At 72.4% G+C, this 23,705-nt stretch carries 29 protein-coding genes and 1 pseudogene; 18 read left to right on the top strand and 12 right to left on the bottom strand.

Going from position 1 to position 23,705, the window contains the following annotated elements:
- Positions 1-20: 20 nt before the first annotated feature.
- Positions 21-2,504, bottom strand: coding sequence for a DEAD/DEAH box helicase (locus tag LNK82_RS24030; RefSeq protein WP_230569250.1), 2,484 nt, complete (start codon positions 2,502-2,504; stop codon positions 21-23).
- Positions 2,505-2,792: 288 nt separating this feature from the next.
- On the opposite strand from LNK82_RS24030, the gene LNK82_RS24025 reads away from it, so the two are divergent.
- Together LNK82_RS24025 and LNK82_RS24020 are read left to right on the top strand one after the other, a co-directional pair.
- Complete coding sequence (locus LNK82_RS24025) at positions 2,793-3,977, top strand: acyl-CoA dehydrogenase family protein (RefSeq protein ID WP_230569249.1); 1,185 nt, start codon at positions 2,793-2,795, stop codon at positions 3,975-3,977.
- A 27-nt stretch (positions 3,978-4,004) separates the two neighbouring features.
- The gene (locus LNK82_RS24020; RefSeq protein WP_230569248.1) at positions 4,005-4,793 is read left to right on the top strand and encodes an SDR family NAD(P)-dependent oxidoreductase; all 789 of its coding nucleotides are present in this window, start codon (positions 4,005-4,007) and stop codon (positions 4,791-4,793) included.
- Here the strand turns inward: LNK82_RS24020 and LNK82_RS24015 are convergent.
- Both LNK82_RS24015 and LNK82_RS24010 read right to left on the bottom strand, forming a co-directional pair.
- Entirely contained in the window at positions 4,778-5,458 is a 681-nt protein-coding gene (locus LNK82_RS24015) for a DUF2306 domain-containing protein (protein ID WP_230569247.1), read from the bottom strand. The two genes, LNK82_RS24020 and LNK82_RS24015, sit on opposite strands and share 16 nt — an antisense overlap.
- Before the next feature lie 28 nt (positions 5,459-5,486).
- On the bottom strand, positions 5,487-6,644 hold the full coding sequence (locus tag LNK82_RS24010; protein WP_230569246.1) for an epoxide hydrolase family protein: 1,158 nt from the start codon (positions 6,642-6,644) through the stop codon (positions 5,487-5,489).
- Between the two features lie 236 nt (positions 6,645-6,880).
- Here LNK82_RS24010 and LNK82_RS24005 point away from each other — a divergent pair, with 236 nt between their 5' ends.
- The 4 genes and pseudogenes from LNK82_RS24005 (at position 6,881) to LNK82_RS23990 (ending at position 9,311) form a co-directional block, all read left to right on the top strand.
- Positions 6,881-7,570, top strand: coding sequence for an energy-coupling factor ABC transporter permease (locus LNK82_RS24005; protein ID WP_230569245.1), 690 nt, complete (start codon positions 6,881-6,883; stop codon positions 7,568-7,570).
- The gene (locus LNK82_RS24000; RefSeq protein WP_230569244.1) at positions 7,567-7,869 is read left to right on the top strand and encodes a PDGLE domain-containing protein; all 303 of its coding nucleotides are present in this window, start codon (positions 7,567-7,569) and stop codon (positions 7,867-7,869) included. The genes LNK82_RS24005 and LNK82_RS24000 overlap by 4 nt, the downstream gene beginning before the upstream one ends.
- A pseudogene (locus tag LNK82_RS23995) lies at positions 7,866-8,456 on the top strand (energy-coupling factor transporter transmembrane component T family protein); the annotation flags it as partial. The gene LNK82_RS24000 and the pseudogene LNK82_RS23995, both read left to right, overlap by 4 nt.
- A 63-nt stretch (positions 8,457-8,519) precedes the next feature.
- Positions 8,520-9,311 carry an energy-coupling factor ABC transporter ATP-binding protein gene (locus tag LNK82_RS23990; protein WP_230569307.1) on the top strand — a complete coding sequence of 264 codons (792 nt, stop codon included), beginning with the start codon at positions 8,520-8,522 and terminating at the stop codon, positions 9,309-9,311.
- Between the two features lie 10 nt (positions 9,312-9,321).
- Here the strand turns inward: LNK82_RS23990 and LNK82_RS23985 are convergent, their stop codons facing one another.
- The 4 genes from LNK82_RS23985 to LNK82_RS23970 all read right to left on the bottom strand — a co-directional run bounded on the left by LNK82_RS23985 (position 9,322) and on the right by LNK82_RS23970 (position 13,025).
- Positions 9,322-10,503, bottom strand: coding sequence for a lytic polysaccharide monooxygenase auxiliary activity family 9 protein (locus tag LNK82_RS23985; RefSeq protein ID WP_230569243.1), 1,182 nt, complete (start codon positions 10,501-10,503; stop codon positions 9,322-9,324).
- Positions 10,504-10,593: 90 nt separating this feature from the next.
- Complete coding sequence (locus LNK82_RS23980; protein WP_230569242.1) at positions 10,594-11,886, bottom strand: MFS transporter; 1,293 nt, start codon at positions 11,884-11,886, stop codon at positions 10,594-10,596.
- A gap of 113 nt (positions 11,887-11,999) precedes the next feature.
- Positions 12,000-12,419, bottom strand: a complete 420-nt coding sequence (locus tag LNK82_RS23975; protein ID WP_230569241.1) for an SRPBCC family protein — start codon at positions 12,417-12,419, stop codon at positions 12,000-12,002.
- Positions 12,420-12,449: 30 nt separating this feature from the next.
- Positions 12,450-13,025, bottom strand: a complete 576-nt coding sequence (locus LNK82_RS23970) for a uridine kinase family protein (RefSeq protein WP_230569240.1) — start codon at positions 13,023-13,025, stop codon at positions 12,450-12,452.
- Positions 13,026-13,291: 266 nt separating this feature from the next.
- Here LNK82_RS23970 and LNK82_RS23965 point away from each other — a divergent pair, with 266 nt between their 5' ends.
- From LNK82_RS23965 to LNK82_RS23945, 5 genes are read left to right on the top strand one after another with little or no spacing between them, the layout of a single operon-like run.
- Positions 13,292-13,756 carry a hypothetical protein gene (locus tag LNK82_RS23965; protein WP_230569239.1) on the top strand — a complete coding sequence of 155 codons (465 nt, stop codon included), beginning with the start codon at positions 13,292-13,294 and terminating at the stop codon, positions 13,754-13,756.
- Entirely contained in the window at positions 13,753-14,949 is a 1,197-nt protein-coding gene (locus LNK82_RS23960; RefSeq protein ID WP_230569238.1) for a PPE domain-containing protein, read from the top strand. The genes LNK82_RS23965 and LNK82_RS23960 overlap by 4 nt, the downstream gene beginning before the upstream one ends.
- Entirely contained in the window at positions 14,946-15,212 is a 267-nt protein-coding gene (locus LNK82_RS23955) for a WXG100 family type VII secretion target (protein WP_230569237.1), read from the top strand. The genes LNK82_RS23960 and LNK82_RS23955 overlap by 4 nt, the downstream gene beginning before the upstream one ends.
- Positions 15,205-15,843 carry a hypothetical protein gene (locus LNK82_RS23950; RefSeq protein WP_230569236.1) on the top strand — a complete coding sequence of 213 codons (639 nt, stop codon included), beginning with the start codon at positions 15,205-15,207 and terminating at the stop codon, positions 15,841-15,843. Before LNK82_RS23955 ends, LNK82_RS23950 begins: the two co-directional genes overlap by 8 nt.
- A gap of 29 nt (positions 15,844-15,872) precedes the next feature.
- Positions 15,873-16,409, top strand: a complete 537-nt coding sequence (locus LNK82_RS23945) for a hypothetical protein (protein ID WP_230569235.1) — start codon at positions 15,873-15,875, stop codon at positions 16,407-16,409.
- Here LNK82_RS23945 and LNK82_RS23940 read toward each other — a convergent pair.
- Positions 16,336-17,103: a helix-turn-helix transcriptional regulator gene (locus LNK82_RS23940; protein WP_230569234.1), complete on the bottom strand. Its 768-nt coding sequence runs from the start codon at positions 17,101-17,103 to the stop codon at positions 16,336-16,338. The genes LNK82_RS23945 and LNK82_RS23940 overlap by 74 nt on opposite strands.
- A gap of 54 nt (positions 17,104-17,157) precedes the next feature.
- Here LNK82_RS23940 and LNK82_RS23935 point away from each other — a divergent pair, with 54 nt between their 5' ends.
- Entirely contained in the window at positions 17,158-17,910 is a 753-nt protein-coding gene (locus tag LNK82_RS23935; RefSeq protein WP_230569233.1) for an ESX secretion-associated protein EspG, read from the top strand.
- A gap of 72 nt (positions 17,911-17,982) precedes the next feature.
- Here LNK82_RS23935 and LNK82_RS23930 read toward each other — a convergent pair whose 3' ends face one another.
- Genes LNK82_RS23930 through LNK82_RS23915 form a run of 4 tightly spaced genes read right to left on the bottom strand, consistent with a single transcriptional unit; the run spans position 17,983 to position 20,292 of the window.
- Positions 17,983-18,237 carry a hypothetical protein gene (locus LNK82_RS23930; RefSeq protein ID WP_230569232.1) on the bottom strand — a complete coding sequence of 85 codons (255 nt, stop codon included), beginning with the start codon at positions 18,235-18,237 and terminating at the stop codon, positions 17,983-17,985.
- Positions 18,225-18,503 carry a YbaB/EbfC family DNA-binding protein gene (locus LNK82_RS23925; RefSeq protein WP_230569231.1) on the bottom strand — a complete coding sequence of 93 codons (279 nt, stop codon included), beginning with the start codon at positions 18,501-18,503 and terminating at the stop codon, positions 18,225-18,227. The genes LNK82_RS23930 and LNK82_RS23925 overlap by 13 nt, the downstream gene beginning before the upstream one ends.
- Positions 18,500-19,519 (bottom strand): CHAP domain-containing protein, encoded by a 1,020-nt coding sequence (locus LNK82_RS23920; protein ID WP_230569230.1) that lies wholly within the window; start codon positions 19,517-19,519, stop codon positions 18,500-18,502. Before LNK82_RS23920 ends, LNK82_RS23925 begins: the two co-directional genes overlap by 4 nt.
- Positions 19,519-20,292: a type VII secretion target gene (locus LNK82_RS23915; RefSeq protein ID WP_230569229.1), complete on the bottom strand. Its 774-nt coding sequence runs from the start codon at positions 20,290-20,292 to the stop codon at positions 19,519-19,521. Before LNK82_RS23915 ends, LNK82_RS23920 begins: the two co-directional genes overlap by 1 nt.
- 90 nt (positions 20,293-20,382) lie before the next feature.
- Between LNK82_RS23915 and LNK82_RS23910 the strand changes: the two genes are divergently transcribed.
- From LNK82_RS23910 to LNK82_RS23895, 6 genes are all read left to right on the top strand, one after another.
- On the top strand, positions 20,383-21,729 hold the full coding sequence (locus tag LNK82_RS23910; RefSeq protein WP_230569228.1) for a replication-associated recombination protein A: 1,347 nt from the start codon (positions 20,383-20,385) through the stop codon (positions 21,727-21,729).
- A gap of 101 nt (positions 21,730-21,830) precedes the next feature.
- On the top strand, positions 21,831-22,223 hold the full coding sequence (locus tag LNK82_RS23905; protein WP_230569227.1) for a hypothetical protein: 393 nt from the start codon (positions 21,831-21,833) through the stop codon (positions 22,221-22,223).
- Positions 22,220-22,651 (top strand): DUF6346 domain-containing protein, encoded by a 432-nt coding sequence (locus LNK82_RS48360; protein WP_372470614.1) that lies wholly within the window; start codon positions 22,220-22,222, stop codon positions 22,649-22,651. The genes LNK82_RS23905 and LNK82_RS48360 overlap by 4 nt, the downstream gene beginning before the upstream one ends.
- A complete protein-coding gene (locus LNK82_RS23900) occupies positions 22,573-22,938 on the top strand; it encodes a hypothetical protein (RefSeq protein ID WP_230569226.1) in 366 nt (121 codons plus the stop codon). The genes LNK82_RS48360 and LNK82_RS23900 overlap by 79 nt, the downstream gene beginning before the upstream one ends.
- The gene (locus LNK82_RS46980) at positions 22,935-23,066 is read left to right on the top strand and encodes a hypothetical protein (protein WP_268996913.1); all 132 of its coding nucleotides are present in this window, start codon (positions 22,935-22,937) and stop codon (positions 23,064-23,066) included. The genes LNK82_RS23900 and LNK82_RS46980 overlap by 4 nt, the downstream gene beginning before the upstream one ends.
- A 21-nt stretch (positions 23,067-23,087) precedes the next feature.
- Positions 23,088-23,660: an SAM-dependent methyltransferase gene (locus tag LNK82_RS23895; protein ID WP_230569225.1), complete on the top strand. Its 573-nt coding sequence runs from the start codon at positions 23,088-23,090 to the stop codon at positions 23,658-23,660.
- Positions 23,661-23,705: the final 45 nt, after the last annotated feature.

Here is a 23,705-nt window from a genome sequence, read left to right as displayed (position 1 = left end):
GTACCACCGGATGGAGCCTGCTACAGCCTGCCGACTTCGGTGATCCGCACGACGGCCGTGCCCGTCTCGTCGGACTCGGCCAGGTCGACCTCGGCGGTGAAGCCCCAGTCGTGGTCCTTCGCCGGGTCGTCCAGGACCTGCCGCACGCGCCAGAGCCCCGGCTCCTCCGTGATCAGCAACAGCGCCGGACCTCGGGCGTCCGGGCCCATGCCGATCTCGTCGTGCTCCTCGAAGTACGGCTCGAGCGCGTCCTGCCAGTCCTCGGCGGTCCAGCCCGCGTCGCCGTCCAGCCGGCCGAGTTCGTAGTAGTTGCGCCGCGCGGCCAGCTCGACCCGCCGGAACAGCGCGTTGCGCACCAGCACCCGGAACGCCCGCACGTTCCCGGTAACGGCCGGTGGCGTGTCGCTGATCGAGGCCTCCACGGCGTCTTCGGAAGGGTTGCGCAGCTTCTCCCACTCGTCCAGCAGGCTGGAGTCGACCTGGCGGACCAGCTCGCCGAGCCACTCCTGCAGGTCGCTGAGCTCCTCGGTCTTGGCGTCCTCGGGCACGGTCTGGCGCAGCGCCTTGTACGCGTCGGCCAGGTACCGCAGCACCAGGCCCTCCGAGCGCGCCAGCTGGTACTGGGAGACGTACTCGGCGAAGGTCATCGCCCGCTCGAACATGTCCCGCACCACGGACTTCGGCGACAGGTGGTGGTCGGCGACCCACGGGTGCCCGCGCCGGTAGGTGGTGAACGCGGCCTCCAGCAGCTCGGCGAGCGGCTTCGGGTACGTCACCTCGTCCAGCAGCTCCATCCGCTGGTCGTACTCGATGCCCTCGGACTTCATCGCGCCGATGGCCTCGCCGCGCGCCTTGTGCTCCTGCGCGGACAGCACCTGGCGCGGGTCGTCCAGCGTGGACTCGATCACCGACAGCACGTCCAGCGCGTACGACGGCGACTCGCGGTCCAGCAGCTCGATCGCGGCCAGCGCGAACGGCGACAGCGGCTGGTTGAGCGCGAAGTTCACCTGCAGGTCCACGGTGAGCCGGATCTCGCCGCCCTGCCGTTCCACCACGCCCGCGGCCAGCAGGCCCCGGTACATCTGGATGGCGCGCAGGATGTGCCTGCGCTGCGCGGGCCGGTCCTCGTGGTTGTCCTCCAGCAGGTGCCGCATCGCGGCGAACGCGTCGCCCGGCCTGCCGATCACGTTGAGCAGCATCGCGTGGCTGACCTGGAAGCTCGACGTCAGCGGCTCGGGCTCGGCGTTCTTCAGCCGCTCGAAGGTCTGGTCGCTCCACGACACGAAGCCCTCGGGCGCCTTCTTGCGCACGACCTTGCGCCGCTTCTTCGGGTCGTCGCCCGCCTTGGCCAGCGCCTTCTCGTTCTCCACCACGTGGTCGGGCGCCTGCACGACGACCGTGCCGACGGTGTCGTAGCCCGCGCGGCCCGCCCGGCCCGCGATCTGGTGGAACTCGCGCGCCTTGAGGTGGCGGGTGCGCTGGCCGTCGTACTTCGACAGGGCGGTGAAGACCACCGTGCGGATGGGCACGTTGATGCCGACGCCGAGCGTGTCCGTGCCGCAGATGACCTTCAGCAGCCCGGCCTGGGCCAGCTGCTCCACGAGCCGCCGGTACTTGGGCAGCATGCCCGCGTGGTGCACGCCGATGCCGTGCCGGACCAGGCGGGACAGCGTCTTGCCGAACCCGGAGGTGAACCGGAACCGGCCGATCATGGTCGCGATGGCGTCCTTCTCGGCGCGGGTGGCGACGTTCACGCTCATCAGGGACTGCGCGCGTTCCAGCGCCGAGGCCTGGGTGAAGTGCACCACGTAGACCGGCGACTCGCGGCCGTGCAGGAGCTCTTCGATCGTCTCGTGCAGCGGGGTGGTGACGTACTGGAAGTTCAGCGGCACGGGGCGTTCGGCGGAGCGGACCACGGTCGTCGCGCGGCCGGTGCGGCGGGTCAGGTCCTTCTCGAAGAACGTGACGTCGCCCAGGGTGGCCGACATGAGCAGGAACTGGGCCTGCGGCAGCTCGATCAGCGGCACCTGCCACGCCCAGCCGCGGTCGGGCTCGGAGTAGAAGTGGAACTCGTCCATGACGACCTGGCCGACGTCGGCGCCCGTGCCGTCGCGCAGGGCGATGTTCGCCAGGATCTCGGCGGTGCAGCAGATGATCGGCGCGGTCTCGTTGACGCTGGCGTCGCCGGTCACCATGCCGACGTTCTCGGCGCCGAACGTCTCGATCAGCGCGAAGAACTTCTCCGACACCAGGGCCTTGATGGGCGCGGTGTAGTACGTCCGCCTGCCCTCCGCCATGGCGGCGAAGTGCGCGCCGATGGCGACCAGCGACTTGCCCGAGCCGGTCGGCGTGCTGAGGATGACGTTCGAGCCGGAGACGATCTCGATCAACGCCTCCTGCTGCGCCGGGTACAGGGACAGCCCCCGCTCCTGCGCCCAGTCGGCGAAGGTGTCGTAGAGGACGTCGGGGTCGGGGGTGGCCGGCAGGCGGTCGGTGAGAGTCATCGCAGGCAGAGCATAGTGGCCGAGCCACCGGTTTCCGCCCTCCCGGTGGACGGCGCCGAACGCACCGGGTGACCACGGCGACCACCCCGTTCGCGCATGGTGGAGAAAACGGTTCGGGGAAACTCCGCAACCTGGAAGATGTGCACGGAGAGTGACCGGTCATACGCTTGCCGCAGGACAAAAGAGTGCCGGTAGGCGGCTGCCACCCTCGCGTTCAGCGGCGGTATCGCCACACCCCGTGGCCGCGTGCCGGAAGGTGCCGTGCCACCAATTCTCCAGGGGTAATCAATGACGAAGCCGCAAGTGCTCCCGCGATCCGCGCTCGTGGACCGTGCCGCGGAGCTCGTGCCCCTCCTCCGGTCGCACGCGCTGTGGACGGAGGAGAACAGGCGCCTGCACGACGAGTCGATCGCGGCGTTGTCCGACGCGGGGATCCTGAGGATGCGGGTGCCCACCCGGTACGGCGGTCACGAGAGCGACGCGCGGACGGTGGTCGACGTGCTGACCCAGATCAGTCAGGGCGACGGGTCGACCGCGTGGAACGTGTCGGTCTGGTCGATGGCCGCGTGGCTGGCGAGCGCGTTCCCCGACCACGTCCAGGACGAGGTGTTCGCCGACGCGGACTCGCTCGTGTGCGCCGTGCTGAGTCCGACCGCGCTGGCCACCCCGACCGACGGCGGCCTGGTCGTGAACGGCCAGTGGCACTTCACGAGCGGCGCGCTGCACAGCCAGTGGCAGGTGGTGATCGCCATGGCGCCCACCCCGGACGGCGCGGGCCAGTGGCCGATCACGGCGCTGGTGCCCATGTCCGACCTGATGATCGTCGACGACTGGCGCACGTCGGGGCTCCGGGGCACCGGCAGCGTGACGACCGTCGCCGAGAACGTCTTCATCCCGGGCGACCGGGTGCTCCCGATGCCCGCCGTGCTCCAGGAGCAGTACGCCTCCGAGCTCAACGCGGCCTCGCCCGTCTACCGGTCGCCCCTGATGCCGACCGGCTGCACGACGTTCACCGGCACGGCGATCGGGATGGCGAAGGCCGCGTTCGACGGGTTCCTCCGGCAGCTGCCCGACCGGAAGATCACCTACACCGACTACGGCAGCCAGGGCGCCGCGCCGATCACCCACTTCCAGGTCGCCGAGGCGTCGTTGCTGATCGACGAGGCCGAGTCGCACGCCTACCGGCTGGCGGACCTGATCGACTCGAAGGCCGTCGACGGGGTCCGGTGGACCGTGCGGGATCGGACTTACGCCCGCGCCGTCCTCGGCCGGGTCTTCCAGCTCACCAAGCAGGCCGTGGACGTGCTCCAGACGGGCAGCGGCGGGTCGTCGGTCTACGAGACGGCCCCGATCCAGCGGATCGCGCGCGACCTGCAAACGCTCAACCTGCACGCGCTCATGCACCCGAACACGAACTTCGAGCTGTACGGCCGCGTCCTGTGCGACGTGGAACCGAACACGATGTACATCTAGCGGGCCAGGCGGCAGGAGGAAATCGGGATGGACACCCTGTTGACCGATCGTGTGGTCGTCGTCACCGGAGCGGGTTCCGGTATCGGACTGGCCACCGCGCGCAAGTTCGCCGAGGAAGGCGCCCGCGTCGTCGGGGCCGACCTCGACCCCCGACCGTTGAAGGACCTCCCCGGAGCGGTCCTCCCCGTCACGGTCGACATGGGCGAGGAGTCCGCCGGGGACCGGGTGGTCGAAGCGGCCGTCGCCGAGTTCGGCGCGGTGGACGTCCTGGTCAACAACGTCGGCGTCTACCCGTACCGGGAGAACGGCTTCCTCTCGGTCGACGACGCCGAGTGGCACCGGGTGCTCAACCTGAACTTCCTGTCCGCGGTGCGGATGACCAGGGCCGTGCTGCCGCACATGATCGCGGCGGGCCGCGGGGCCCTGGTGCACATCGCCAGCGAGGGCAGCCGCGAGCCGGCCCCGTTCTTCGTGGACTACTGCGTGAGCAAGGCGGCGGTCCTCAACCTCTCCAAGTCGCTGGCCAACGAGTTCGGCCCGCAGGGCGTCCGCAGCAACGTCGTCTCGCCCGGCGCGACCCGCACCCCCGCGTGGGACGCGCCGGGCGGGCTGGCCGACCGCCTGGCCGCCGAGTTCGAGATGGAGAAGGAGGCGGCGCTGACGCACTTCGTCCGCGAGGTGCGCAAGCTGCCCACCGGCCGGCTGGGCACCCCGGACGAGGTGGCCTCGGTGATCGTGTTCCTGGGGTCGGACCTGTCGGCCCAGGTGACCGGGGCCGAGTACACCATCAACGGCGGGAGCTACGCCGCCGCTTGACGGGGAGCCCGCGACGGGCGCCGCGGCTGCCGCCGGGGCGCCCGTCGCAACCACAGGGCGACCAGCGCGACGTTGATGATCCAGCCCAGCCAGAACGCCCCGATCTGGCCGATCAGCACCAGGTCCTGGAAGTCGAGGCCGGGCACCAGCAGGACCGGGTAGAACAGCGCCCGCCCGGTGATCGGGGTCATGGCGAACGCGAAGCTGTAGAGCATCCACCGGCGGTGGTCGGAGAAGCGGCGCCGGCGGGCCATCAGGAATCCCGTGATCGTGGTGATCAGGCCCAGGACCGCCCACGCCACCGCGCCCACCTTGCCGATGAGCGTGAGCGAGGTGACCGGCGTGATCGCCAGCGCCAGCACGGCGGAGGGCCCCATCCCGGCGAAGACGTAGAGCCGGCCGCTCGTGCGGTGGACCGCCGGGTGGCGCTGCCGCAGCCACGGCCACAGCTGCAGGCACACGGTCACGATCGCCACCGTGCCGAACGCGATGTGCAGCTCCAGCATCGGGTAGTGCGGCGGGAACGCCGCGTTCAGCTGCGACCGCGACTGGGCCGGGTCGAGGGTCAGGTACGGCGGCAGCGCGTAGACGAGGAACCCCACGACGAGCACCGTGAGTGGGACGACCCAGGGACGACGCCACCACGGTCGGGTGTCAGTGGCCATGGTAGGTCTCCGATCGGTCGGCGCCCGCTCAGGTCCGGAACGGGCGGAAGAAGTCCCGGACGTCCTCGACGAACAGGTCCGGCTGCTCCAGCGCGGCGAAGTGGCCGCCGCGGTCGAACTCGCTCCAGTGGGTGATGGTCGGGTAGGCGCGCTCGGCGATGCTGCGCACCGGGGGCGTGGGGTCGGCCCCGAACACGGCCACCCCCATCGGTTTCCCGACCGGGTGCGGCGGGGCGCCGGTGAACAGCGCGCCCAGGTCGGCCGCCGCCTCGTAGTGCAGCTCGGCGGACGATCCGGCGGTCGCGGTCAACCAGTAGATCGTCACGTTGGTCAGCAGCACGTCGCGGTCGACCGCGTCCTCCGGCGAGTCCTTGGAGCCGGTCCACTCGAAGAACTTCTCGACGATCCAGGCGAGCTGACCCACGGGCGAGTCGGTGAGGGCGTAGGCCACCGTCTGCGGGCGGGTGGACTGCAACCGCAAGTAGCCGGACAGCTCGGCGTCGTAGCGGGCGAGCCTGCCCAGGCGGGCCTGGTCGGCCTCGGTCAGCGCGGCCATTTCCGCGGGGTCGCCGGACGGCACCGTGAGCAGCAGGTTGACGTGCACCGCGACGACGTGCTCCGGGTCGACCCGGGCCAGCTCGAGCGAGACGAACGAGCCCCAGTCGCCGCCCTGCGCGCCGTAGGAGTCGTAGCCGAGGCGGCTCATCAGCTCGGCCCACGCCCTGGCGACCCGGTTGACGCCCCACCCGGCCTCGTCGGTGGGACCGGAGAACCCGAAGCCGGGCAGGCTGGGAATCACGAGGTGGAAGGCGTCGGCCGGGTCGCCGCCGTGCGCGGCCGGGTCGGTGAGCGGCCCGATGACGTCGAGGAACTCGACGACCGACCCGGGCCAGCCGTGGGTGAGCAGCAGCGGCGTGGCGTGCGGTTCCGGCGACCGGACGTGCAGGAAGTGGATGCGCGCGCCGTCGATCTCGGTGATGAAGTTCGGGAGCTGGTTCAGCCGCTCCTCGGCGGCCCGCCAGTCGTAGTCGGTCCGCCAGTACTCCACCAGCTCCCGGAGGTAGCCGAGCGGGACGCCGCGCGTCCAGCCGACGTCCGGTAACTCCCGCGGCCAGCGGACGGTCGACAGCCGGCGGCGCAGGTCGTCCAGATCGGCTTCGGGGACCTGCACGCGGAACGGCTCCATCGTCGACGCCCTTCAGACCGTGTCTCACCCGATCGTGGCAGCACTCGGGCGGCTGAGTTGTCCAGATCCTCACGCACAGTGTCCGGCATGTCGCCCGTCGAGGTCTTCTCCGTTCGTGCGGAGTAGGCGTGGTCCGCACGCGCGCTTGGAGGCCGGTCGCCGTGATCGCGTGGGGAAGGCCTCGGTTGTTGCACAGTGCTGGCCACAGCTCTCTTCTTGCAACTAGCGTGTGGTCCGTGTCCGAACCGGTAGCAATGCACATGAGCGACGGCCTGCTCGACGCGCCGACCTCGCTGCTGTTCGTGGCGGTCGCGGTGGCGGGCGTCGGCGTGGCGCTGGCCAAGGCGCGCGGAGACCTCGACGACCGGACCGCGCCGATGGCCGGTCTGGTCGCGGCGTTCGTGTTCGCCACCCAGATGCTGAACTTCCCGGTGCTGCCGGGCGTCAGCGGGCACCTGCTCGGCGGCGCGCTCGCCGCCATCCTGGTCGGACCGTGGGTCGGCGCGCTGTGCGTGACGATCGTGCTGGTCGTCCAGTCCCTCTTCTTCGCCGACGGCGGCGTCACCGCGCTCGGCGCGAACGTCACCAACATGGCCCTGATCGGCACGGCGGTCGGTTACCTGACCGCGGTGGCGCTGCGCCGGCTCGCCACCCGCGGCAAGGGCGGCCTGGCCGCGGTCGCGTTCGTGTCGGCCCTGGTCAACACGGTGCTGGCGTCGTTCGGCTTCGTGCTGGAGTACGCCATCGGCGGCCAGGGCGGTGTCGCGTTCGGCACGGTCGCCGCCGCGGTGCTCGGCGTGCACGTGCTGATCGGCATCGGCGAGGGCCTGATCACCGCGGTCACCGTGACCGCGGTCGCGGCTGCCCGGCCGGACCTGGTGTACCTGCTGCGCGGCGTGCCGCAGAAGCTGGAGTTGAGGGCGTGAAGCGCTTCTTCCTGGGGTTCGCGGTGGTCAGCCTGCTGCTGGCGGGCGTGGTGTCCTACTTCGCCGACTCGAACCCCGACGGGCTGGACCACGTCACCGAGCAGCACGGCATCGCCGAGCACGCGCAGGACCACCCGCTGGCCGGGTGGCCGCTGGCCGACTACGCGCTGGGCGGCGACGACCGGTTCACCGGCCTCGCGGGCGTCCTCGGCGTGGTGGTCACGCTGGCCCTCGCCGGTGGGCTGTTCTGGTTGCTGCGCAAGCGTCCCGGCGTCGACACCGACACGAAGTCAGGGTGAGCGCGGGGCACGGTTTCCTGCACCGGCCGGGCGACTCGCCGGTGCACCGCCTCGCGCCGCAGGTGAAGATCGTCGTCGCGGTGGTGGCGGTGCTGTGCGTGGTGGCCACGCCGCGTGAGGCGTTCTGGGCGTTCGGGGCCTACCTGCTCCTGCTCACGGCGGTCTGGGCGGTGGCGCGCGTGCCGGTGCGGTGGTTCGCCGCGCGGTCGGTGATCGAGGTGCCGTTCGTGCTGCTCGCCGTGCTGCTGCCGTTCACCGGCGGTGGCGAGCGGGTGGAGGTGCTGGGCCTGCCCGTGTCGGCGGAGGGCGCGTTGGCCGGGTGGAACATCCTGGTCAAGGGCACGCTCGGGCTGCTGACGTCGTTGACCCTCGCCGCCACCACCGCGCCGCAGGACCTGCTGCTCGGCCTGCAACGGCTGCGGATGCCGTCGGTGCTGATCACCATCGCGACGCTGATGCTGCGGTACGCCGAGGTGATCGTGGGCGAGGCCAAGCGGATGCGGGTGGCCCGCATCTCCCGCGGCGACGACCCGAGGTTCCTCTGGCAGCTCGGCGCGACCGCGCGCGGCATCGGCAGCCTGTTCATCCGGTCCTACGAACGCGGCGAGAGGGTGCACCTGGCGATGGTGTCGCGCGGCTGGACGGGCCGGATGCCCGACGGGGCGGGCGGGAGCGGCGTCGGCGACGCGGTGTCCGTCGAGCCGCGGCGGTCCGCGCCCGCGCTCGTGGTGGAGAAGCTCGCGTACGCGTACCCGGACGGCCACCAGGCCCTCTACGGGGTGAACCTGCGGGTCGAGCGCGGTGAGCGCGTGGCCGTGCTCGGGCCGAACGGCGCGGGCAAGACGACGTTCGTCCTGCACCTCAACGGCGTGCTGGGCGGTGGGTCCGGCCGGGTCGAGGTGGCCGGGCTGCCGGTGGAGAAGGCGCACCTCAAGGAGATCCGCCGCCGCGTCGGCGTGGTCTTCCAGGACCCCGACGACCAGCTGTTCCTGCCCACCGCGCGGCAGGACGTGGCGTTCGGCCCGGCGAACTTCGGGCTGCGCGGCGCGGAGCTGGACGAGCGGGTGGAGCGCGCGCTGGCCGCCGTCGGCATGGAGGCGTTCGCCGACCGGTCGCCGCTGCACCTGTCCGGCGGGCAGCGCCGCCGCGTCGCGCTGGCCACCGTGCTGGCCTGCGACCCCGAGGTGCTGGTGCTCGACGAGCCCTCGGCGAACCTGGAACCGGTGGCCCGCCGAGAGCTGGCCGAGGTGTTGCTGGGCTTGGACCGCACCATGCTCATGGTCACCCACGACCTGCCCTACGCCTTGCAGCTGTGCCCGCGCAGCGTGTTGATCGACGGCGGTGTCGTGGTGGCCGACGGACCGACGCGGGAGCTCCTGGCCGACACCGGGCTGCTCGCCCGGCACCGGCTGGAGCTCCCGTTCGGGTTCCGCCTGGACTGATCCCCCGGGATCAGGGGCTGGTGCAGGTCACCGTGGGCAGCGAGTTGGCGCCGGAGTAGTTGGCGGTGAAGCCGAACTTCACCGATGCCTCCGGTGCCACCGTGCCGTTCCACGCCGCGTTCTTGACGATCACCTGCGTGCCGGAGCCGGACTTGACGCCGCTCCACAGGCTGTTGATCGCCTGGTTGCCGCCCCACGTCCAGGTGGCGGTCCAACCGTTGTACGCGCTCTTGCTGTGGTTCATGAGCTCGACCTCGGCCTGGAAGCCGCCCGACCACGCGCTGGTGATCTTGTAGATCGCCATGCAGTTCGGGTCGCCCGGGTTGTTCGGCGTCGTGGTCGTGGTCGACGTCGGGGTCGTGGTGGTCGTGCTGGTGCTGGTCGACGTGGTGGTCGTCGTCGTCGTGGTGGTCGTGGTCGTGCCGCCACCGTTGCCGACGCCGGTCTCCTGGCCGTTGCCGCCGTCGAACACGACGTCGGAGCAGTTGTAGAACGTCTCCGCGCTGTCCGAGCGGGTCCACACCGAGTAGATGATGTGGCGGCCGGACTTGCCGGAGGGCAGGTTCGCGTTCCAGTAGTACTTGCCCTCGACGCTGCCCACCGCACCGCTGTTCGGCGGGTTGGTGACGCTGTGGAACGGCGTGCTCTCCAGGTCGCTCCACGCCAGCGGCCGGGTCGGGCTCCAGCTGTCCTTGGTGATGTACAGGTGGAACGTGCCGGGGTGCGCGGCCCACTTGTTGTAGGTGAAGTTGAAGTTCGCGCCCGCGGTGAGGTGGGTCACCGGGTAGTCGTTGCGCGCGATGTCGAACCCGGAGAACGTCGGGTTGCCGCCGCTGCACAGCTTGCCGTCGGGGATGAACCCGGTGGTGCGACCCGCGCCGTCGGATCGCAGCACGCCGAACCAGTTGTAGAGCGCGTTGGTGCCGCCCGCGGAGACCGCGGCGGAGCACGCCGGGTTCTGCGGCTTGATCTCGCCCTGCGGCGACAGGCCGTCCTTCCAGCACAGGAAGGTCCGGCTGCCCGGGGTCATCATCGCGCCGTGCGCGGACGCCGCGGTCGGGCTGATCACGTTCACGAGCGTCGCGATCAGCAGGCCTGCCACACCGGCCGAGGCCAGCGCGATCCATCGTCGGGCCGTCACGTCGTTCACCTCCTCGTTGAGGTTCTGGGAGCGCTCCCAGGAACAGGACATGACTGTAACCGTGCGTACCTCATCTGTGAATGGGCGATTACGCAGTGCATCTCAGCGGCGCAGCGCGTGCCGCCCTACGGACGCGTCCGGCTACACCCGGACGCCCGCACGCCGCCTGGGACGTTTCGCCGGGCGCACTGGGCCGTGCGGGTGACCGGCGGGCGGGGCCGGGTGGTGCGGCCTGCGCAGCACGCGGTGCGCCAACGCGGTCCGGCGGTGCGGCGGCGCGGCCAGCACGGAGGCCGCGAACACCGTCGCCACCAGGGTCAGCACGCCCGCGAGCACCAGGGTCTCCGGCGCGCCGATCCGTTCGCACGACCAGCCGAGCAGCGGCGCGCCCACCGCGCCCGCCGCCGCGCCGACGGCCGAGTTGACCGCGAGCAGCCTGCCGCGCATCCCGTCCGCCGTGTCCAGCTGGATGCGGGTGCTCATGGTCGTGTCGATGACGACCGCGCCAGCCGCGATGGGCAGCAGCACGACGGCGAAGCCGAGCATGCCCGGCACCAGCCCGCTGGTCACCTGGAGCACGCTCGTCGCGCAGGCGACCACCAGCAGCAGCCGCACGGTCAGCGTCCTGCGCGCCGCCGCGGCCAGCCCGCCCACCACGGTGCCGATCGCGAAGACCGTCGACAGCAGGCCGTAGACGGTCGCGTCGGTGCTCATCGCGGCCATCGTGACCTGGTAGTTGCGGCCGAGGCTGGACAGCGTGAAGCCGAGCGCGAACAGCAGGAGCAGCCGTCCGCTGGCCGCGACGTACCGCAGGCCGGCGGCCACGCCGACGCTGGTGGCCGGGCTCGCCGCCAGCGGGTGCAACTCGGCGCGGCGGATGGTCAGCACCGCGCCCATGACGGCCAGGAAGCTCACCGAGTTGATCAGGAACAGGGCGGGCGAGCCGAGCGCGGCGGCCAGCACCGCGGCGCTGCTCATGCCCAGGATCCGGCCGGTCGAGCTGAGCACCGAGCCGAGCGCGACCGCGTTGCCCAGGTCTTCGCGGGGCACCACCTGCGCGCCGAACCGGCCGAGCGCGGGCAGGTCGAACACCGACACCAGGCCCGCGGCGAACGTCAGCGCGAACACCACCGTGATCGGCGCGCCCCGCCACACCACGAGCGCGAGCACGGCGGCCAGCACGGCGTGCAGCGCCTGGCAGGCGAGGATGATCCGGCGCACCGGCAGCCGGTCCGCCAGCGACCCGGCCCACGGGCCGAGCAGCACCGACGGCAGGGTGCCCAGCAGCACCGAGAGGCCGACCGAGGTGGCAGAGCCGGTGCGGTCGAGCACGACCCAGTTCAGACCGATCAACTGCATCCACGAGCCGGTCACCGAGATCAGGTCGGCGAACGCCCAACGGCGGTAGTTGCGGCTCCGCAAAGCGCGGAACATCGAAGCTCCCTTGAAAGTGATCCGGGGCCTCGACGTGCGGACGTGCCCAGGTGAACGGCGTTCACACTAGGTGTCGCTTTTCCGCGTTCAAACTCGATTATCAGTGAAAACAGTCACGTAACGCTCTGCGTCGCCAGCGCTGCGAGCCGGCTCAGCGCCTGGACGAGGTGCTCGTCGGTGATCTCGTGCGCCTCGCCGCCGACCGCCGCCTGGTGCTCGCCGCCGACCTCCAGGTGCAGCACCACGCGGCTGCGGCCGGGGCCCTCGTCGTCCACCTGGAGCCACCCCGAGTAGCCGCCGCCCTCCAGGTCGCCCCACTCCAGCCGGCGCTGCTCGGCGTCCGCGGCCAGGTAGCCCTCGGCCTCGTCGATCTCGTCGCCCATCGACACGTGCCCGGTGACCCGCTCCGGGCCGCTCGACTCCACCTGCAGCCCGTCGGGCAGCCACGCCTCCATCGCGGACACGTCACGGGCCAGGTCGAACACCACCCGCGCGTCGACCGGGATCGTCTGCTCGTGCTCGTACTCAGCCATGCCGGCAGCAGTACCCCCGGCACGTCCGGGTTACACCGACGCGGGCGCCATGCCCCCGATCGTGGCGAGCCGCACGTGGTGGGGGCGGACCGGGCGCATGCCCGCGTCCACGCACCGGCGCACCACGCCGGAGTGCTCGCGCAGCAGCCGCAGGCCGCGGCGGGCCAGGAGCGGCACCGGCTTGCGCGCCTCGGCCACGTCCCGGGCGAACCGGCGGGCGAACGTGACCAGCGCGTTCGGCGCGAGCACGATGGCGTCGGCCAGCACGCCGGCCTCGCGGCAGCCCGCCACCAGCCGGTCGGCGAACAGGCCCTCGGCGATGAACAGGCCGGGTGCGGTCACCGTGCGGCAGCCGACGCGCCGGTCCTCGCCGAGCGCGTACACGGGGGCCTCGACGGTGCCGGTGGTGGCGAGCTCGACCACGGCGGCCAGGGCGTCGGCGGTGTTCCAGGAGCCCTCGGCGTCCCAGTCCGCGCGGCCGTTCTCGTCACGGGGCAGCAGCGGGTCGTCGCCCTCGCGGTAGTAGTCGTCGAGCCGCAGCACGGGGAGGCCGAGGTGGTCGGCGAGGGTGGACTTGCCCGAACCGGAGGGGCCGGCGAGCAACACGGCGCGCGCGTGAACGGCAGGTGACGGCACGGGTGACGATTTTCGCACAGCTCCGACCCGGATCGCGCACCGCCGGCGGAATCGGATCACGGTCGCCTTGTCGGATCGTGCACGGCCCGAGGGCGGCCCGCACGGCCGCTTCGCCCGATCGCGCGCTGCCGGAAGGCCCGGTCCGCGTGGCGGGGCTTGTCCGATCGTGCACCGCCGCTGCTCCCGCTGTGCACCCGCTCTGGCCACCCGCGCGCGGGCACACCACGATGTGGGCCATGGTGGTCAGGGTACGCGGCGTCGAGGACGCCAGGCGGATGCGCGAGGAGCTGCGCGACGAGCAGCGCGGGTCGGGCGCGGTCGCGGTGCCGGTGGTGGCCGGGCCGAGCGGCGCGGGCACGGCGGGCGTGGTGGCCGAGGGCGGCGACTTCATCGAGCTGGACCTGGCCTCCTTCACCACGGCGGTGTCCGACCTGGAACGGCTGCACGGCGTGCTGACCGAGCTGCTGGCCCGCGCGGACCGCGAGATGGACCAGCCGCTCGGCGACGGCAAGGGCCCGGTCGCGCTGAACATGCGCCGGGCGTTCGGCCTGCGCGGCGGCGACGTCGGCGGCGGCGTGCGCACGGCGCTGCGGTCGTACGTGCGGGAGCTGGCGCTGCTGCGCGACGCGCTGGAGCAGGTCGGCAAGACCCAACGGGCACAGGACGACCAGGTGCGGCAGGACTTGGAGCGGCTGCGGTGAACGAGCGCGAGCGCAAGGGCGGGTACTGGTCGGACTTCCACGACCACTCGCCGGCCACCCGCCGGCGGAACGAGAAGCGGGTGCGGCAGCGCCGGGCCAACCGGCAGCCGGAGACCTTCGGCAAGATCAACTGGCGGGCGTACACGCACCGGCAGCTCTGGGACATGGTGAAGTCGGCCGACGCCGCGCAGATGGCCACGCGCACGTACGAGTGGCAGCGGCTGGCGGCCGACATCGACCAGGCGACCGGGGACGTGCAGAAGATCGTGCAGAGCCTCGCGCTGTCGTGGCGCGGGCCGTCGGCGGTGGCGGCGGCGGCGTCGGTCTCGGAGCTGACGAAGTGGGCCGCGCAGTCCTCGGAACGCGCGGCCCTGGTCGGCGAAGGCCTCGACGGCTACACGTCGGCGGTGCAGGAGGCGGCCCGGGCGATACCCGAGCCGGTGCACCCCGACGCCGAGAAGTGGTTCCGCGCCGGGTACGACGTGACCACGCTCGACGGGCCGCAGGGCGCGTACATGCTCAAGCAGCTGCTGGACGACCACCTGCCCGACAAGCGCGAGCAGCAGGAGGCCATGGACCGCGCGGTCCGGGTGATGGAGCAGTACGAGGCGGCCAGCCACGGCATCGGGCGTGAGCTGCCGGTGTTCGACGAGGCTCCGGTGGTGACCCAGGCGGCCGGGACGCAGCCGAGCGCGCCCCAACCGCTGCCCGACTACCGGCCGCCGTCGTCGCCGCCGCCGTGGATCGCGTCGCCTCCGGCCCACGAGAGGCCCGCCGTGCCCGCACCTCTTCAGCCCGGCGAGGGGACGACGTCCGTCGCCGCCGCCGGTGCGCCCGGTCCGGCCGGCGGCTACGGCGGCCCGGGTGGCTTCGGTTCGCAGTCCGGCTTCGGCCCTGGCGGCTCGTTCGGCCACGGCCACGGTCCCGGCGGCGGGGCGGGCGTCGCCGGCGGTCCGGGCGGCTTCGGCCAGGGCGGCGCGTCCGGCGTGCTCGGCGCGGTGCCGGGCGGTGCGGCCGCACGCGGCGGCGTCGGACCGGTCGTCGGCGCGGGCGGACCGCAGGGCTTCGGCATGTACCCGCCGATGGCGCCGGGCAACCGCGAGGAGGACGGCGAGCACCGCAACCGCTACGACGCGGGCCTCGACCTGCTCGACGACCTGCCGCCCGCGTTCCCGCCGGTGCTCGGCGAATGAACGGCGGCTACCAGGTCGAGCCGGACGCGTTGGCCGCGTTCGCGGGCCGGTTGGACGAGGTGGCCGACGAGGTGCGGGCCGCAGCGGCCACGCTGGAGCAGCCGTCGGGCGACCTCGGGCCGGAAGGCGTCACGGAGGCGGTCGACCGGTTGGCGGCCGAGTGGGTGGGCGTGCTGCGGGGCGTGGAGCTGGACGTCGTGGCGGACGCGTTGCGCGCGGCGGGTGAGACCTATCGGCAGGCCGACGAGCTGCGCCATGACTGACTACCGGGGTCTGGGCTTCGATCCCGCGCCGGGCCACGCGGGCGCGGTGGCGGCGGCGAGCGAGCGGTTCTCGATCCCCCTCACGGCCCCCGGTTCACCACCGGGACCGTGGACGGGCGCGGCGGCGGACGGGTTCAGGACGCGGTTGGAGGCGGTGGTGTCGGAGCTGACGGCGGTGCGGCGCGCGATGCGGGCGGCGGCCGAGGTGCTCGACGGCTGGGCCACCACGCTGCTGGGCAACCAGCGGCGCGCCGAGGAGCTGGACCGGCGCGCGCTCGGGTTGCGGCGCGCGCTCGCCGAGGCGTCCGACGAGCTCGACCGGACCGGCGCGATGGCGTCCTTCACCACCGCCGACGGCGAGGCGCACGACCGGGCCGTGGCGCGGCACGACGAGCTGCGCCGCCAGCTGGACGACGTGCTGGAGGAGGCCCGGCTGCTGGAGCGCGACCACCGCGCGGAGGCCAGGCGGGTCGCCGAACGGCTGCGCGCCGAGGAGCCGTCGACGGTCATCGCGGACACGTTGACGAGCTTCTCGTCCCTCACCGCGGAGCTGGCGTCCGTGCTGCTCGGCCCACCTCGGCCCGCGTCCACCAGGGGCGCGGCGGCGGCGTTCCGGGCGGGCCTGGGGTGAGACTCGCTCCCGTGCCGGGGGTGACCCCGGTGGCACTCGGCACTCCCGAACGCACCGCGGCGGAGCTGTTAGCCGTGCTTCGCAGGCTCAAAGGCAGCCGTGACCCCGGACTGGAGGTGTCCGCCACGCAGGCCGCGGAGCTGGCGCACCAGCACGGCGCCGGCCTGCTGGCCGTGGTCGAGCACCGCGACGCGGACCCCGCGCTGCTGATGGCGGGCGTGGTGGCGGTCGACCGGCCGGCCGACCCCGGCGAGCTCGGCTTCCACCTCGACGGCCCGTCGATCCGCGAGGTCACGCGCGGCGAGACGGCGACCGGCTACCCGGTGGTGATCGTGGAACGCATCCCGGTGGCCGGGCCGGGCGCGCAGCTGCAGGTCGTCGTGAGCGACCCGGACCACCCGCGGATCGCGGTGTTCACGCTGCACTCGCCGACCGGGCGCGGCTGGCTGGAGGTGGCGGGCATCGCGGGCCGGTTCGTCTCGGGCGTGGAGTTCAGCGGTTACGGAACTCGCTCGGCGTCCGGCCGACCACCTGGCGGAACGTCCGGGAGAAGTGCGCGGCGCTGACGAAACCGCAGTCCTTGGCGATCTCGCCGATGCCGCGCGCCGCCTTCGCCGGGTCGGCGAGCAACGCCTTGGCCCGGTCGATCCGCAGGCCGCGGATGCGCTCGGACACGCCCTGCCCGTCGTCGAAGAGCTGGTAGAGGCGGCGGCGGGAGATGAACAGCGCCTCGGCGACCCGGTCCGCGCTCAGGGCCGGGTCCGACAGGTGCTCGCGCATGTACTCCAACGCTTCGCGCCGCCGTGCGACCAGGGAGTCCACGCGCTCGAGTTCGGCCCGCAGCGCGCTGCGCAGCACGAGTTCGGCCAAGCCGAGCAGGTGGTGGGACAGGCCGTGCGGGTCGAGGGCGTGCGCGGCGGCGAGCACGTGGGCCACGGCGCCGGAGAACACGGCGTGCAGCGCGGCGTCGACCGGGACCGGCTGGAACATCAGCGGTTTCAGCTCGCCGAAGCCGACGGTGAGCCGTGCCTCGGCCACGGTCAGCATCACCACGTCCGGCAGCACGTGCAACGCGCAATCGGGAAACCGAAGTGCGGCGCCGTTGCCGGGCACGCCGCCCGACACCGTGCAGCCGACCACCAGCTGGATGTGCTCCGGGGTGGCCGCACCCCCGCTGAGCGCGGCTTTGGCCGCCGCCGCGCCGGAAGCTCGCACAGTCAGGAACCCGCCGGCGACGTCCACGTCGAGCAGCGTAGCCACCGGTGTTGCCCAACCGGCCGCGAAAGCCGCCGCGGACCGCTACCTTCTGGCCCCATGGCGCGACGTTCGGCGACCGCGGTCGTCCTGTCCCACCTGGAGTTCGACCTCTTGTGGGAGGACCTGGGCACGGGTGCGCCGCCCTACCCGCTCGAGGTGCCGTCGCACGGCGAGACGATGGACGACCGGGACGTCCTCGGCGCCGAGGTGCTCCGCACGTTGACCGAGGCGGGGCTGGCCGACGGCGCGGACGTCTCGCCGGAGCTGGAGGACCTGTTCACCCTGCTCGCGCACGGCGAGGTCTCGGTGGACGCGCTGGTGTTCCGCCCGTACCCGTGGCGGGTGCTGGCCACGGCCCGGGGCAGGCGCGGCGTGCTGGCCGTGCTGAACGACCGCGAGGTGGCGCTGGAGCCGATCACGGACCTGGCGTCCGCGATCACGCGCGTCATCGGCGACGCGCCGGCGGGCCCCGGCGAGCAGGTGCGGATGCCGAGGTCCGTGTTCGCCGCCGCGATGGACGCCTACGCCCAAGCCGGCCACACCGCGCTGGAACGCACCCTGGCCCAGGCGGACATCACCGGCCGCGCCACCCGGTCGATCACCACGCTGGTCGACTCGCCGCGCAAGTCGACCGGTCAACTGGCGGCCACCGGCCCGCGCGGCCGTTCCCGCGTCCTGAGCTGGACCGAAACCGCCGCCGGCCGCTACGCCCTGACCACCGAGGAGTCCCACCAGACCGAGTGGGTCCACCTCTCACCCGCCGACACACCGTGGCTGACCCGCCACCTGACCGCCCTCCTGGCCACCTGAACGCAGGACTCTCGCGAGAGTCCTACGTTCAGAACGCGTGTGTCCTACATTCGCGTACCCCGAGTTCAACGCTCAGGACGTCAGCAGGTCCGGTGGGACGACGTCGGAGACGATCGACAGGCCCTCGGCCACGGCCGCCGCGGCGGCTTCGTCGGCCAGCTGACGGATCAGACCGGCCAACGCGGCGGGGCGCAGGGCCAACGCCTCCCGCGCGAACGACAGGTCCACCAGCTTCCCGTGCAGGTCGACCACCACCGTCACGCCCGACGCCGAAGCCTCCCGCCGCACGGCGTCCAACCGCTCACCGAGCCCCATCACACCCGCCACGTCTCGGGAGTCGTGTCCTCGACCGACTCCACCAGCCTCGCCCGAACGTCCAGCCCCAGCGCCGACACCTCGTCGCCGACCACGTGCCGGGCCCGCGCGTTCGCCCGCGCCGTCGCCGTGTCGACCAACGCCAGGATCGCCCGCGCCAACCCCGACTGCCCCAGCCGCAACGACCGCGAGTCCAACGCCAGGTCGAGCAACCCGCCGCCGGGACCGACCTCCACCGCTATCCCCGTGTCCGGGTCGTGCGCGTTCCCCGTGATCACGGGTGCACCCCTCCGTAGAACGTCGCCGAGCTCAGCCGGTGCGTGTTTCGCCGCACGCTGTCGCCCGAGTTGCCCTCGATCAGCGTCACCGTCCCGCCGGAGACCTTCTCCACGATCCCGATGTGCGTGCTGGTCGCGGGGCTGCTCGGTCCGCTCCCGAACAGCAGCACGTCACCCGGCTTCACCGCGCTCAACGACGTGTAAGCCTTGCCGTGCCGCTGCCCCCACCGGAACACGTCGCCGGTGAACGGCAGGATCGGGATGTCCACCCCGGCCTTGCGCCACATCGCCGTGGTGAACGACGCGCACCAAGGCGCCGTCGGCCCGTACGGGTTGCGGTTGCTGCCCGGCGGGTTCTCCCGGGTGCCCAGCTCGCGCCGCGCGGCCGAGATGATCGTCCGCGAACGGCCGCGGGCACGCGCGCCGGACGGCTTGGTCGAGCCGCGGGTGCGCTCGGCCCGGCCGTCCGCGACGCCGTCGTGCTCGACCTCCTTCTCCAACGCCCGGAGCTTGCGCGCGGCGTCCTCCAACTCGCCCCGTACGTGCCGGACGGCGGCCGTGGTCTCCTTCGTGTACTTGGGTTCCAGGTCGGCCGCCTGCGCCACGGCCTTGAGCAGCGCGGCCTGCGTGCCGACGGCCTTGCCCGCGTCCAGCAGCCGTGCCGCCTGGTCGAGGTACTCGTCCACGGCCTGCCGCGCCCGCGTGTGCCCGGTCGTCAACGCACTCGTGACGCCGGCGACGATCTTCTCCGCGTCACGCGCGGCGTCGGCGGTGACCCGCAACTGCCTGCCCAGCCGGTTCGAGCGCTTCTCGAAGCCCTCGGAGTTGTCGCCCTTCCAGTGCTCCAGCACCGCCTTCGAGGCCTTGCGCTGGTCCTCGTGCTGGTCGGTGAGGCCGGCCGCGGTCTGGTGCAGCGCGTACTGGACCTTCACCGCGTCCTCGGCCTTGCCCGCCAACGAGTTGCGGTGGCCGATCATGCTCTCGGCGAAGTGCCGGGCCATCTCCCGCGTGTCCACTACCCTTCCCCTCCGCCGCTGACTCCGCCGCGGCCCGCGCCGCCGACGACCTTGCCGCGCAGCGAACCGGCGATGTCGTCCTCCTGGTCCTGGTACGCGCGGGCGGCACGACCGGCGGACGTGGCCAGCGCGTCGGTGTTGTGCGCGACCGCCTTGACCTGCTTGCGCAGCGCCGCGCCGAAGTTGTCCAGCGCGTCGGCGAACCCGGACTGCTTGCCGATGCGCCCGAAGCTGTCGTCGGCGATCTCCCGCACCTCGCGCACGTGCCGCCGGCCGATCGCGGTGAGGTCGTCGGCCGAGTTCCGCGTCCGCCGCGCGTAGTCGCGCAGCACGCCCAGGTCGACCGAGAACCCGCCACCGCCCGAGCCGCCGCGGGACCCGCCACCGCCCCCGCCGGACCCGCCGCGCTTCATGGCCTCGACGCCCCGCCGAGCCTCGTCCAGGTGACGCTTGTACGCGCCGCTCGTGTACGTGGTCCACGGCGTCCACCCGCCGTCCCCGGCGACCTTCTTCGCCGCACGGGCGTTCTCCGCCGGGTCGAACAGCTCCCGGTTCGACTCCAGCCCGAACTCGCGCCGCCGCGCGGGCCCCAGCCCACCCAGCATGTTGATCTGCCACAGCCCGTAGGAGTTGTCCGGCGGGGTGGAGTTGTGCGCCCGCGGGTCGCCGCCGGACTCGGCCAGCGCGACCGCCACCGCGATCGTCAGGTCCTGCCCGCGGAACCCCGCGTCGTGCGCGTGCCGGGCGATCCGCTCCGGACTCAGCGTGCTCATGCCGTCACCCTGCACGGCCCGCGACCTGCGGCGGAACCTCCGTTGCACGCTCGGACAGCGGCTGTGCACGGGGAAGCTACAGTCGAACACGTGAACGAAGGGCTGTTCGACGACGGGCTGTTCGGCGTCGACCCGGAGGAGAAGGCCGCGCGCATCGCGGCCAACGCGCCGCTGGCCGTGCGGATGCGCCCGCGCACCCTGGACGAGGTGGTGGGGCAGGACCACCTGCTCGGGCCGGGCGCGCCGCTGCGCAGGCTGGTGGAGGGCTCGTCGCCCGCCTCGATCATGCTCTACGGCCCGCCGGGCACCGGCAAGACGACGCTGGCCACGCTCGTCTCCCAGGCCACCGGCCGGCGGTTCGCCGCGCTGTCGGCGCTGTCGGCCGGCGTGAAGGAGGTGCGCGCGGTCATCGAGGAGGCACGCCGCCGCCTGGTCCGCGCGGGCGAGTCGACCGTGCTGTTCATCGACGAGGTGCACCGGTTCTCGAAGACCCAGCAGGACGCGCTGCTCGGCGCGGTCGAGGACCGGATCGTGCTGCTGGTCGCGGCGACCACGGAGAACCCGTTCTTCTCCGTCGTGTCGCCCCTGCTGTCCCGCTCGCTGGTGCTGCAGCTGCGGCCGTTGACCGACGACGCGGTGCGCGTGCTGGTCAAGCGCGCGGTCGAGGACGAACGCGGCCTCGGCGGCGCGGTCACCGTCGAGCAGGACGCCGAGGACCACCTGGTCCGGCTGGCCGGCGGTGACGCCCGGCGCGCGCTCACGGCGCTCGAAGCCGCCGCCGACTCGGTCGGTCCGGGCGGCGTGCTCGACCTGGCGACGCTGGAGGCGACGGTCGACAAGGCGGCCGTGCGCTACGACCGGCAGGGCGACCAGCACTACGACGTGACCAGTGCGTTCATCAAGTCGATCCGCGGGTCGGACGTGGACGCGGCGCTGCACTACCTGGCCCGGATGATCGAGGCGGGCGAGGACCCGAGGTTCATCGCGCGGCGGCTGGTCATCCACGCCAGCGAGGACGTCGGCATGGCCGACCCGACCGCGTTGCAGACGTGCGTGGCGGCGGCGCAGGCCGTGCAGCTGATCGGGCTGCCGGAGTGCGCGCTGAACCTGGCCCAGGCCACCATCCACCTCGCCACCGCGCCCAAGTCGAACGCCGTCACGACCGCGATCGGCGAGGCCATGTCCGACGTGCGCAAGGGCGCGATCGGGTCGGTGCCCGCGCACCTGCGCGACGGCCACTACGCGGGCGCGGCGAAGCTCGGCAACGCCCAGGGCTACCGGTACCCGCACGACGTGCCGGAGGGCGTGCTGACCCAGCAGTACGCGCCCGACGACCTGGTCGGGCGGGACTACTACCAACCGACGGGCAGGGGAGCGGAGCGCGTGCTCGCCGAACGCCTGCCGAAGCTGCGCAAGGTCGTCCGCGGCCAGGAGTGACCGGTCGGGGGTGTCCGGTTCGCCGGATACCCCGCTGTGATCAATCCGGCAAGCGCGCCGAACGCCCGACACGCACCGTCATCACCTCACTACCTTCGGCCATGACCCTGCTCGCGAAGGCCGGCGGCCTGTTCAAGAAGCTGGACGAGTTGATGGTCAACGCGCGGCAAGCGCCGGCCCGTCGGGGCGACGCCTTCGTCGACACCCTCAAGGCGAGCCAGGCGGCGGACCTGAAGCGCATCGACGACTTCGTCAACCGGGGCACCACGGGCATCCCGGTCGGGACGATCGCGCGCGACGCGTTCGACGGGGCGAAGCAGGCCGTCGTGGACGGGCTGACCGGGCTGCCCCGGGATTTCCGCGCAAGCTCGGCTTCGAGGTCGGCGAGGAAGGGCCGAGGTCTGGGACGCCGGTGGTTGGCTCACCTGGCGGAAGTTGGCGCAAGAAGAGAAGGCGGCCGACGCGGAAAAGGAAGTGGACGCCAGGCGGGATGAAGCGCAGCGGCGTGTTCGCCGGTCGACACGGTCCCGGCTACCGGGTGGGTGGCAACTACGTGGTGGCCACGGAATGCAAGCGGCACGGGCCGGTCAGCACCCACGGGTTCGGATTCTGGTACCGGTGCACGGCGGGGTTCCACTTCCACGGCCGCACCTACGACTCGACCACACCTGGCGCCGTCAGGCCGGTGAACTTCTTGACCCTTGCCGACCTCGCCCGCCAAAGTGCCGCTCAAGCTGACGGAGAGCAGTCCCAGGAGCCCGCGCAAGTGGGTGCGGGGCGCCGACCAGCCGATGAGGAACTGGGGCCGGCTCGTCGTGCCGTTCGGCCTGCTGTGGTTTCATCGTGGCCGTCAAGAGCACCGAATGGGCATTCCAGGGCTGCAGCTCCCAGACCACCATGGCTTTGGCGTCGTATGGCCTGATCCTGCTGATCGTCGGAAACGCGTTGCGGCGGGGGATCTTCGCGCCTTCTGCCACCGTCACGCCGAACGGGCTGAAGTTCGGCAAGGACAGGACCCTCGCCTGGCACGAGATCCGGCACGTGGGGTTGTCCAAGCGTGGCGTGCTGGAGATTCACCCGCACGTGGGCGAGGTGGTGCGAATCGGCCGGTTCGGTGACGAGCAGGTCGAGAGCATCGACGCCGCGCTCCGCGACAACGGCGAAATCAGTTATGCCCGCGAAGGCGGAGGGGCGATCATGGCCGGATGAACGCCCCGCTCAACGGCCACGCCCTCCTCGACTTCAACACCCCGCTGTCGGACACGAAAGCGTACGACCTGATCACCACCTTGCAGCCGCTGTCCGGAGCGACGGTGGTGGACTACGGGTGCGGCTAGGCGGAACTGCTGCTCAGGGCCGTGGAGCACGAACCGACCGCCCGCGGGTTCGGCGTGGACAGCGACGACTACGCCATCACCCGAGGGCGGGCGAACGTCGACGCCCGCGGGCTGGCGTCACGCGTCCGGCTGGAACTGGCGGACGTCACCACGTGGGAGGCGGAGCCCGCGGACGTGGTGATCTCGATCGGCGCGTCGCACGCCTGGGGCGGCACCAAGCAGACCCTGGAGGCCATGCGCGACCGCCTCCGCCCCGGTGGCAGGCTGCTGCTGGGCGACGGCTTCTGGGAGACCACTCCCAGCCCGAAGGCGCTCGAGATCTTCGGCGAGGACGAGTTCGGCACCCTCGCCGACCTGGTCGACCTGGCGATGGCCTGCGGTTACCGGCTGCTGTCGGTCACCACCGCCACCCTGGACGAGTGGGACAGCTTCGAGTCCCGCTGGTGCGCGTCGCGGGAACGCTGGCTGCTGGAGAACCCGGACGACCCGCAGGCCGCCGAGGTCCGCGCGATCGTCGACGACCACCGCGACGGCTGGCTCAAGGGCTACCGGGGCCAGTTCGGCCTGGCCTACCTGACCCTGGCCCGCCTCTAGGACCCCGGCCGCCTCGCCCGGCCGGGGATACCGGACGAGGCGGCC

The sequence above is a fragment of the Saccharothrix luteola genome (assembly GCF_020859565.1).
GTDB lineage: Bacteria > Actinomycetota > Actinomycetes > Mycobacteriales > Pseudonocardiaceae > Actinosynnema > Actinosynnema luteola.
The sequence above is the reverse complement of the archived record's forward strand: the minus strand, read 5'-3'. Positions and strand labels throughout refer to the sequence as shown.

What these genes read in the sequence shown, in the direction of transcription:
- LNK82_RS24030 (WP_230569250.1), bottom strand. Translation starts at nt 2,504, where the DNA reads ATGACTCTCACCGACCGCCTGCCGGCCACCCCCGACCCCGACGTCCTC.
- LNK82_RS24025 (WP_230569249.1), top strand. Translation starts at nt 2,793, where the DNA reads ATGACGAAGCCGCAAGTGCTCCCGCGATCCGCGCTCGTGGACCGTGCC.
- LNK82_RS24020 (WP_230569248.1), top strand. Translation starts at nt 4,005, where the DNA reads ATGGACACCCTGTTGACCGATCGTGTGGTCGTCGTCACCGGAGCGGGT.
- LNK82_RS24015 (WP_230569247.1), bottom strand. Translation starts at nt 5,458, where the DNA reads ATGGCCACTGACACCCGACCGTGGTGGCGTCGTCCCTGGGTCGTCCCA.
- LNK82_RS24010 (WP_230569246.1), bottom strand. Translation starts at nt 6,644, where the DNA reads ATGGAGCCGTTCCGCGTGCAGGTCCCCGAAGCCGATCTGGACGACCTG.
- LNK82_RS23990 (WP_230569307.1), top strand. Translation starts at nt 8,520, where the DNA reads ATGCCCGACGGGGCGGGCGGGAGCGGCGTCGGCGACGCGGTGTCCGTC.
- LNK82_RS23985 (WP_230569243.1), bottom strand. Translation starts at nt 10,503, where the DNA reads ATGTCCTGTTCCTGGGAGCGCTCCCAGAACCTCAACGAGGAGGTGAAC.
- LNK82_RS23980 (WP_230569242.1), bottom strand. Translation starts at nt 11,886, where the DNA reads ATGTTCCGCGCTTTGCGGAGCCGCAACTACCGCCGTTGGGCGTTCGCC.
- LNK82_RS23975 (WP_230569241.1), bottom strand. Translation starts at nt 12,419, where the DNA reads ATGGCTGAGTACGAGCACGAGCAGACGATCCCGGTCGACGCGCGGGTG.
- LNK82_RS23965 (WP_230569239.1), top strand. Translation starts at nt 13,292, where the DNA reads ATGGTGGTCAGGGTACGCGGCGTCGAGGACGCCAGGCGGATGCGCGAG.
- LNK82_RS23955 (WP_230569237.1), top strand. Translation starts at nt 14,946, where the DNA reads ATGAACGGCGGCTACCAGGTCGAGCCGGACGCGTTGGCCGCGTTCGCG.
- LNK82_RS23950 (WP_230569236.1), top strand. Translation starts at nt 15,205, where the DNA reads ATGACTGACTACCGGGGTCTGGGCTTCGATCCCGCGCCGGGCCACGCG.
- LNK82_RS23935 (WP_230569233.1), top strand. Translation starts at nt 17,158, where the DNA reads ATGGCGCGACGTTCGGCGACCGCGGTCGTCCTGTCCCACCTGGAGTTC.
- LNK82_RS23915 (WP_230569229.1), bottom strand. Translation starts at nt 20,292, where the DNA reads ATGAGCACGCTGAGTCCGGAGCGGATCGCCCGGCACGCGCACGACGCG.
- LNK82_RS23905 (WP_230569227.1), top strand. Translation starts at nt 21,831, where the DNA reads ATGACCCTGCTCGCGAAGGCCGGCGGCCTGTTCAAGAAGCTGGACGAG.
- LNK82_RS48360 (WP_372470614.1), top strand. Translation starts at nt 22,220, where the DNA reads ATGAAGCGCAGCGGCGTGTTCGCCGGTCGACACGGTCCCGGCTACCGG.
- LNK82_RS46980 (WP_268996913.1), top strand. Translation starts at nt 22,935, where the DNA reads ATGAACGCCCCGCTCAACGGCCACGCCCTCCTCGACTTCAACACCCCG.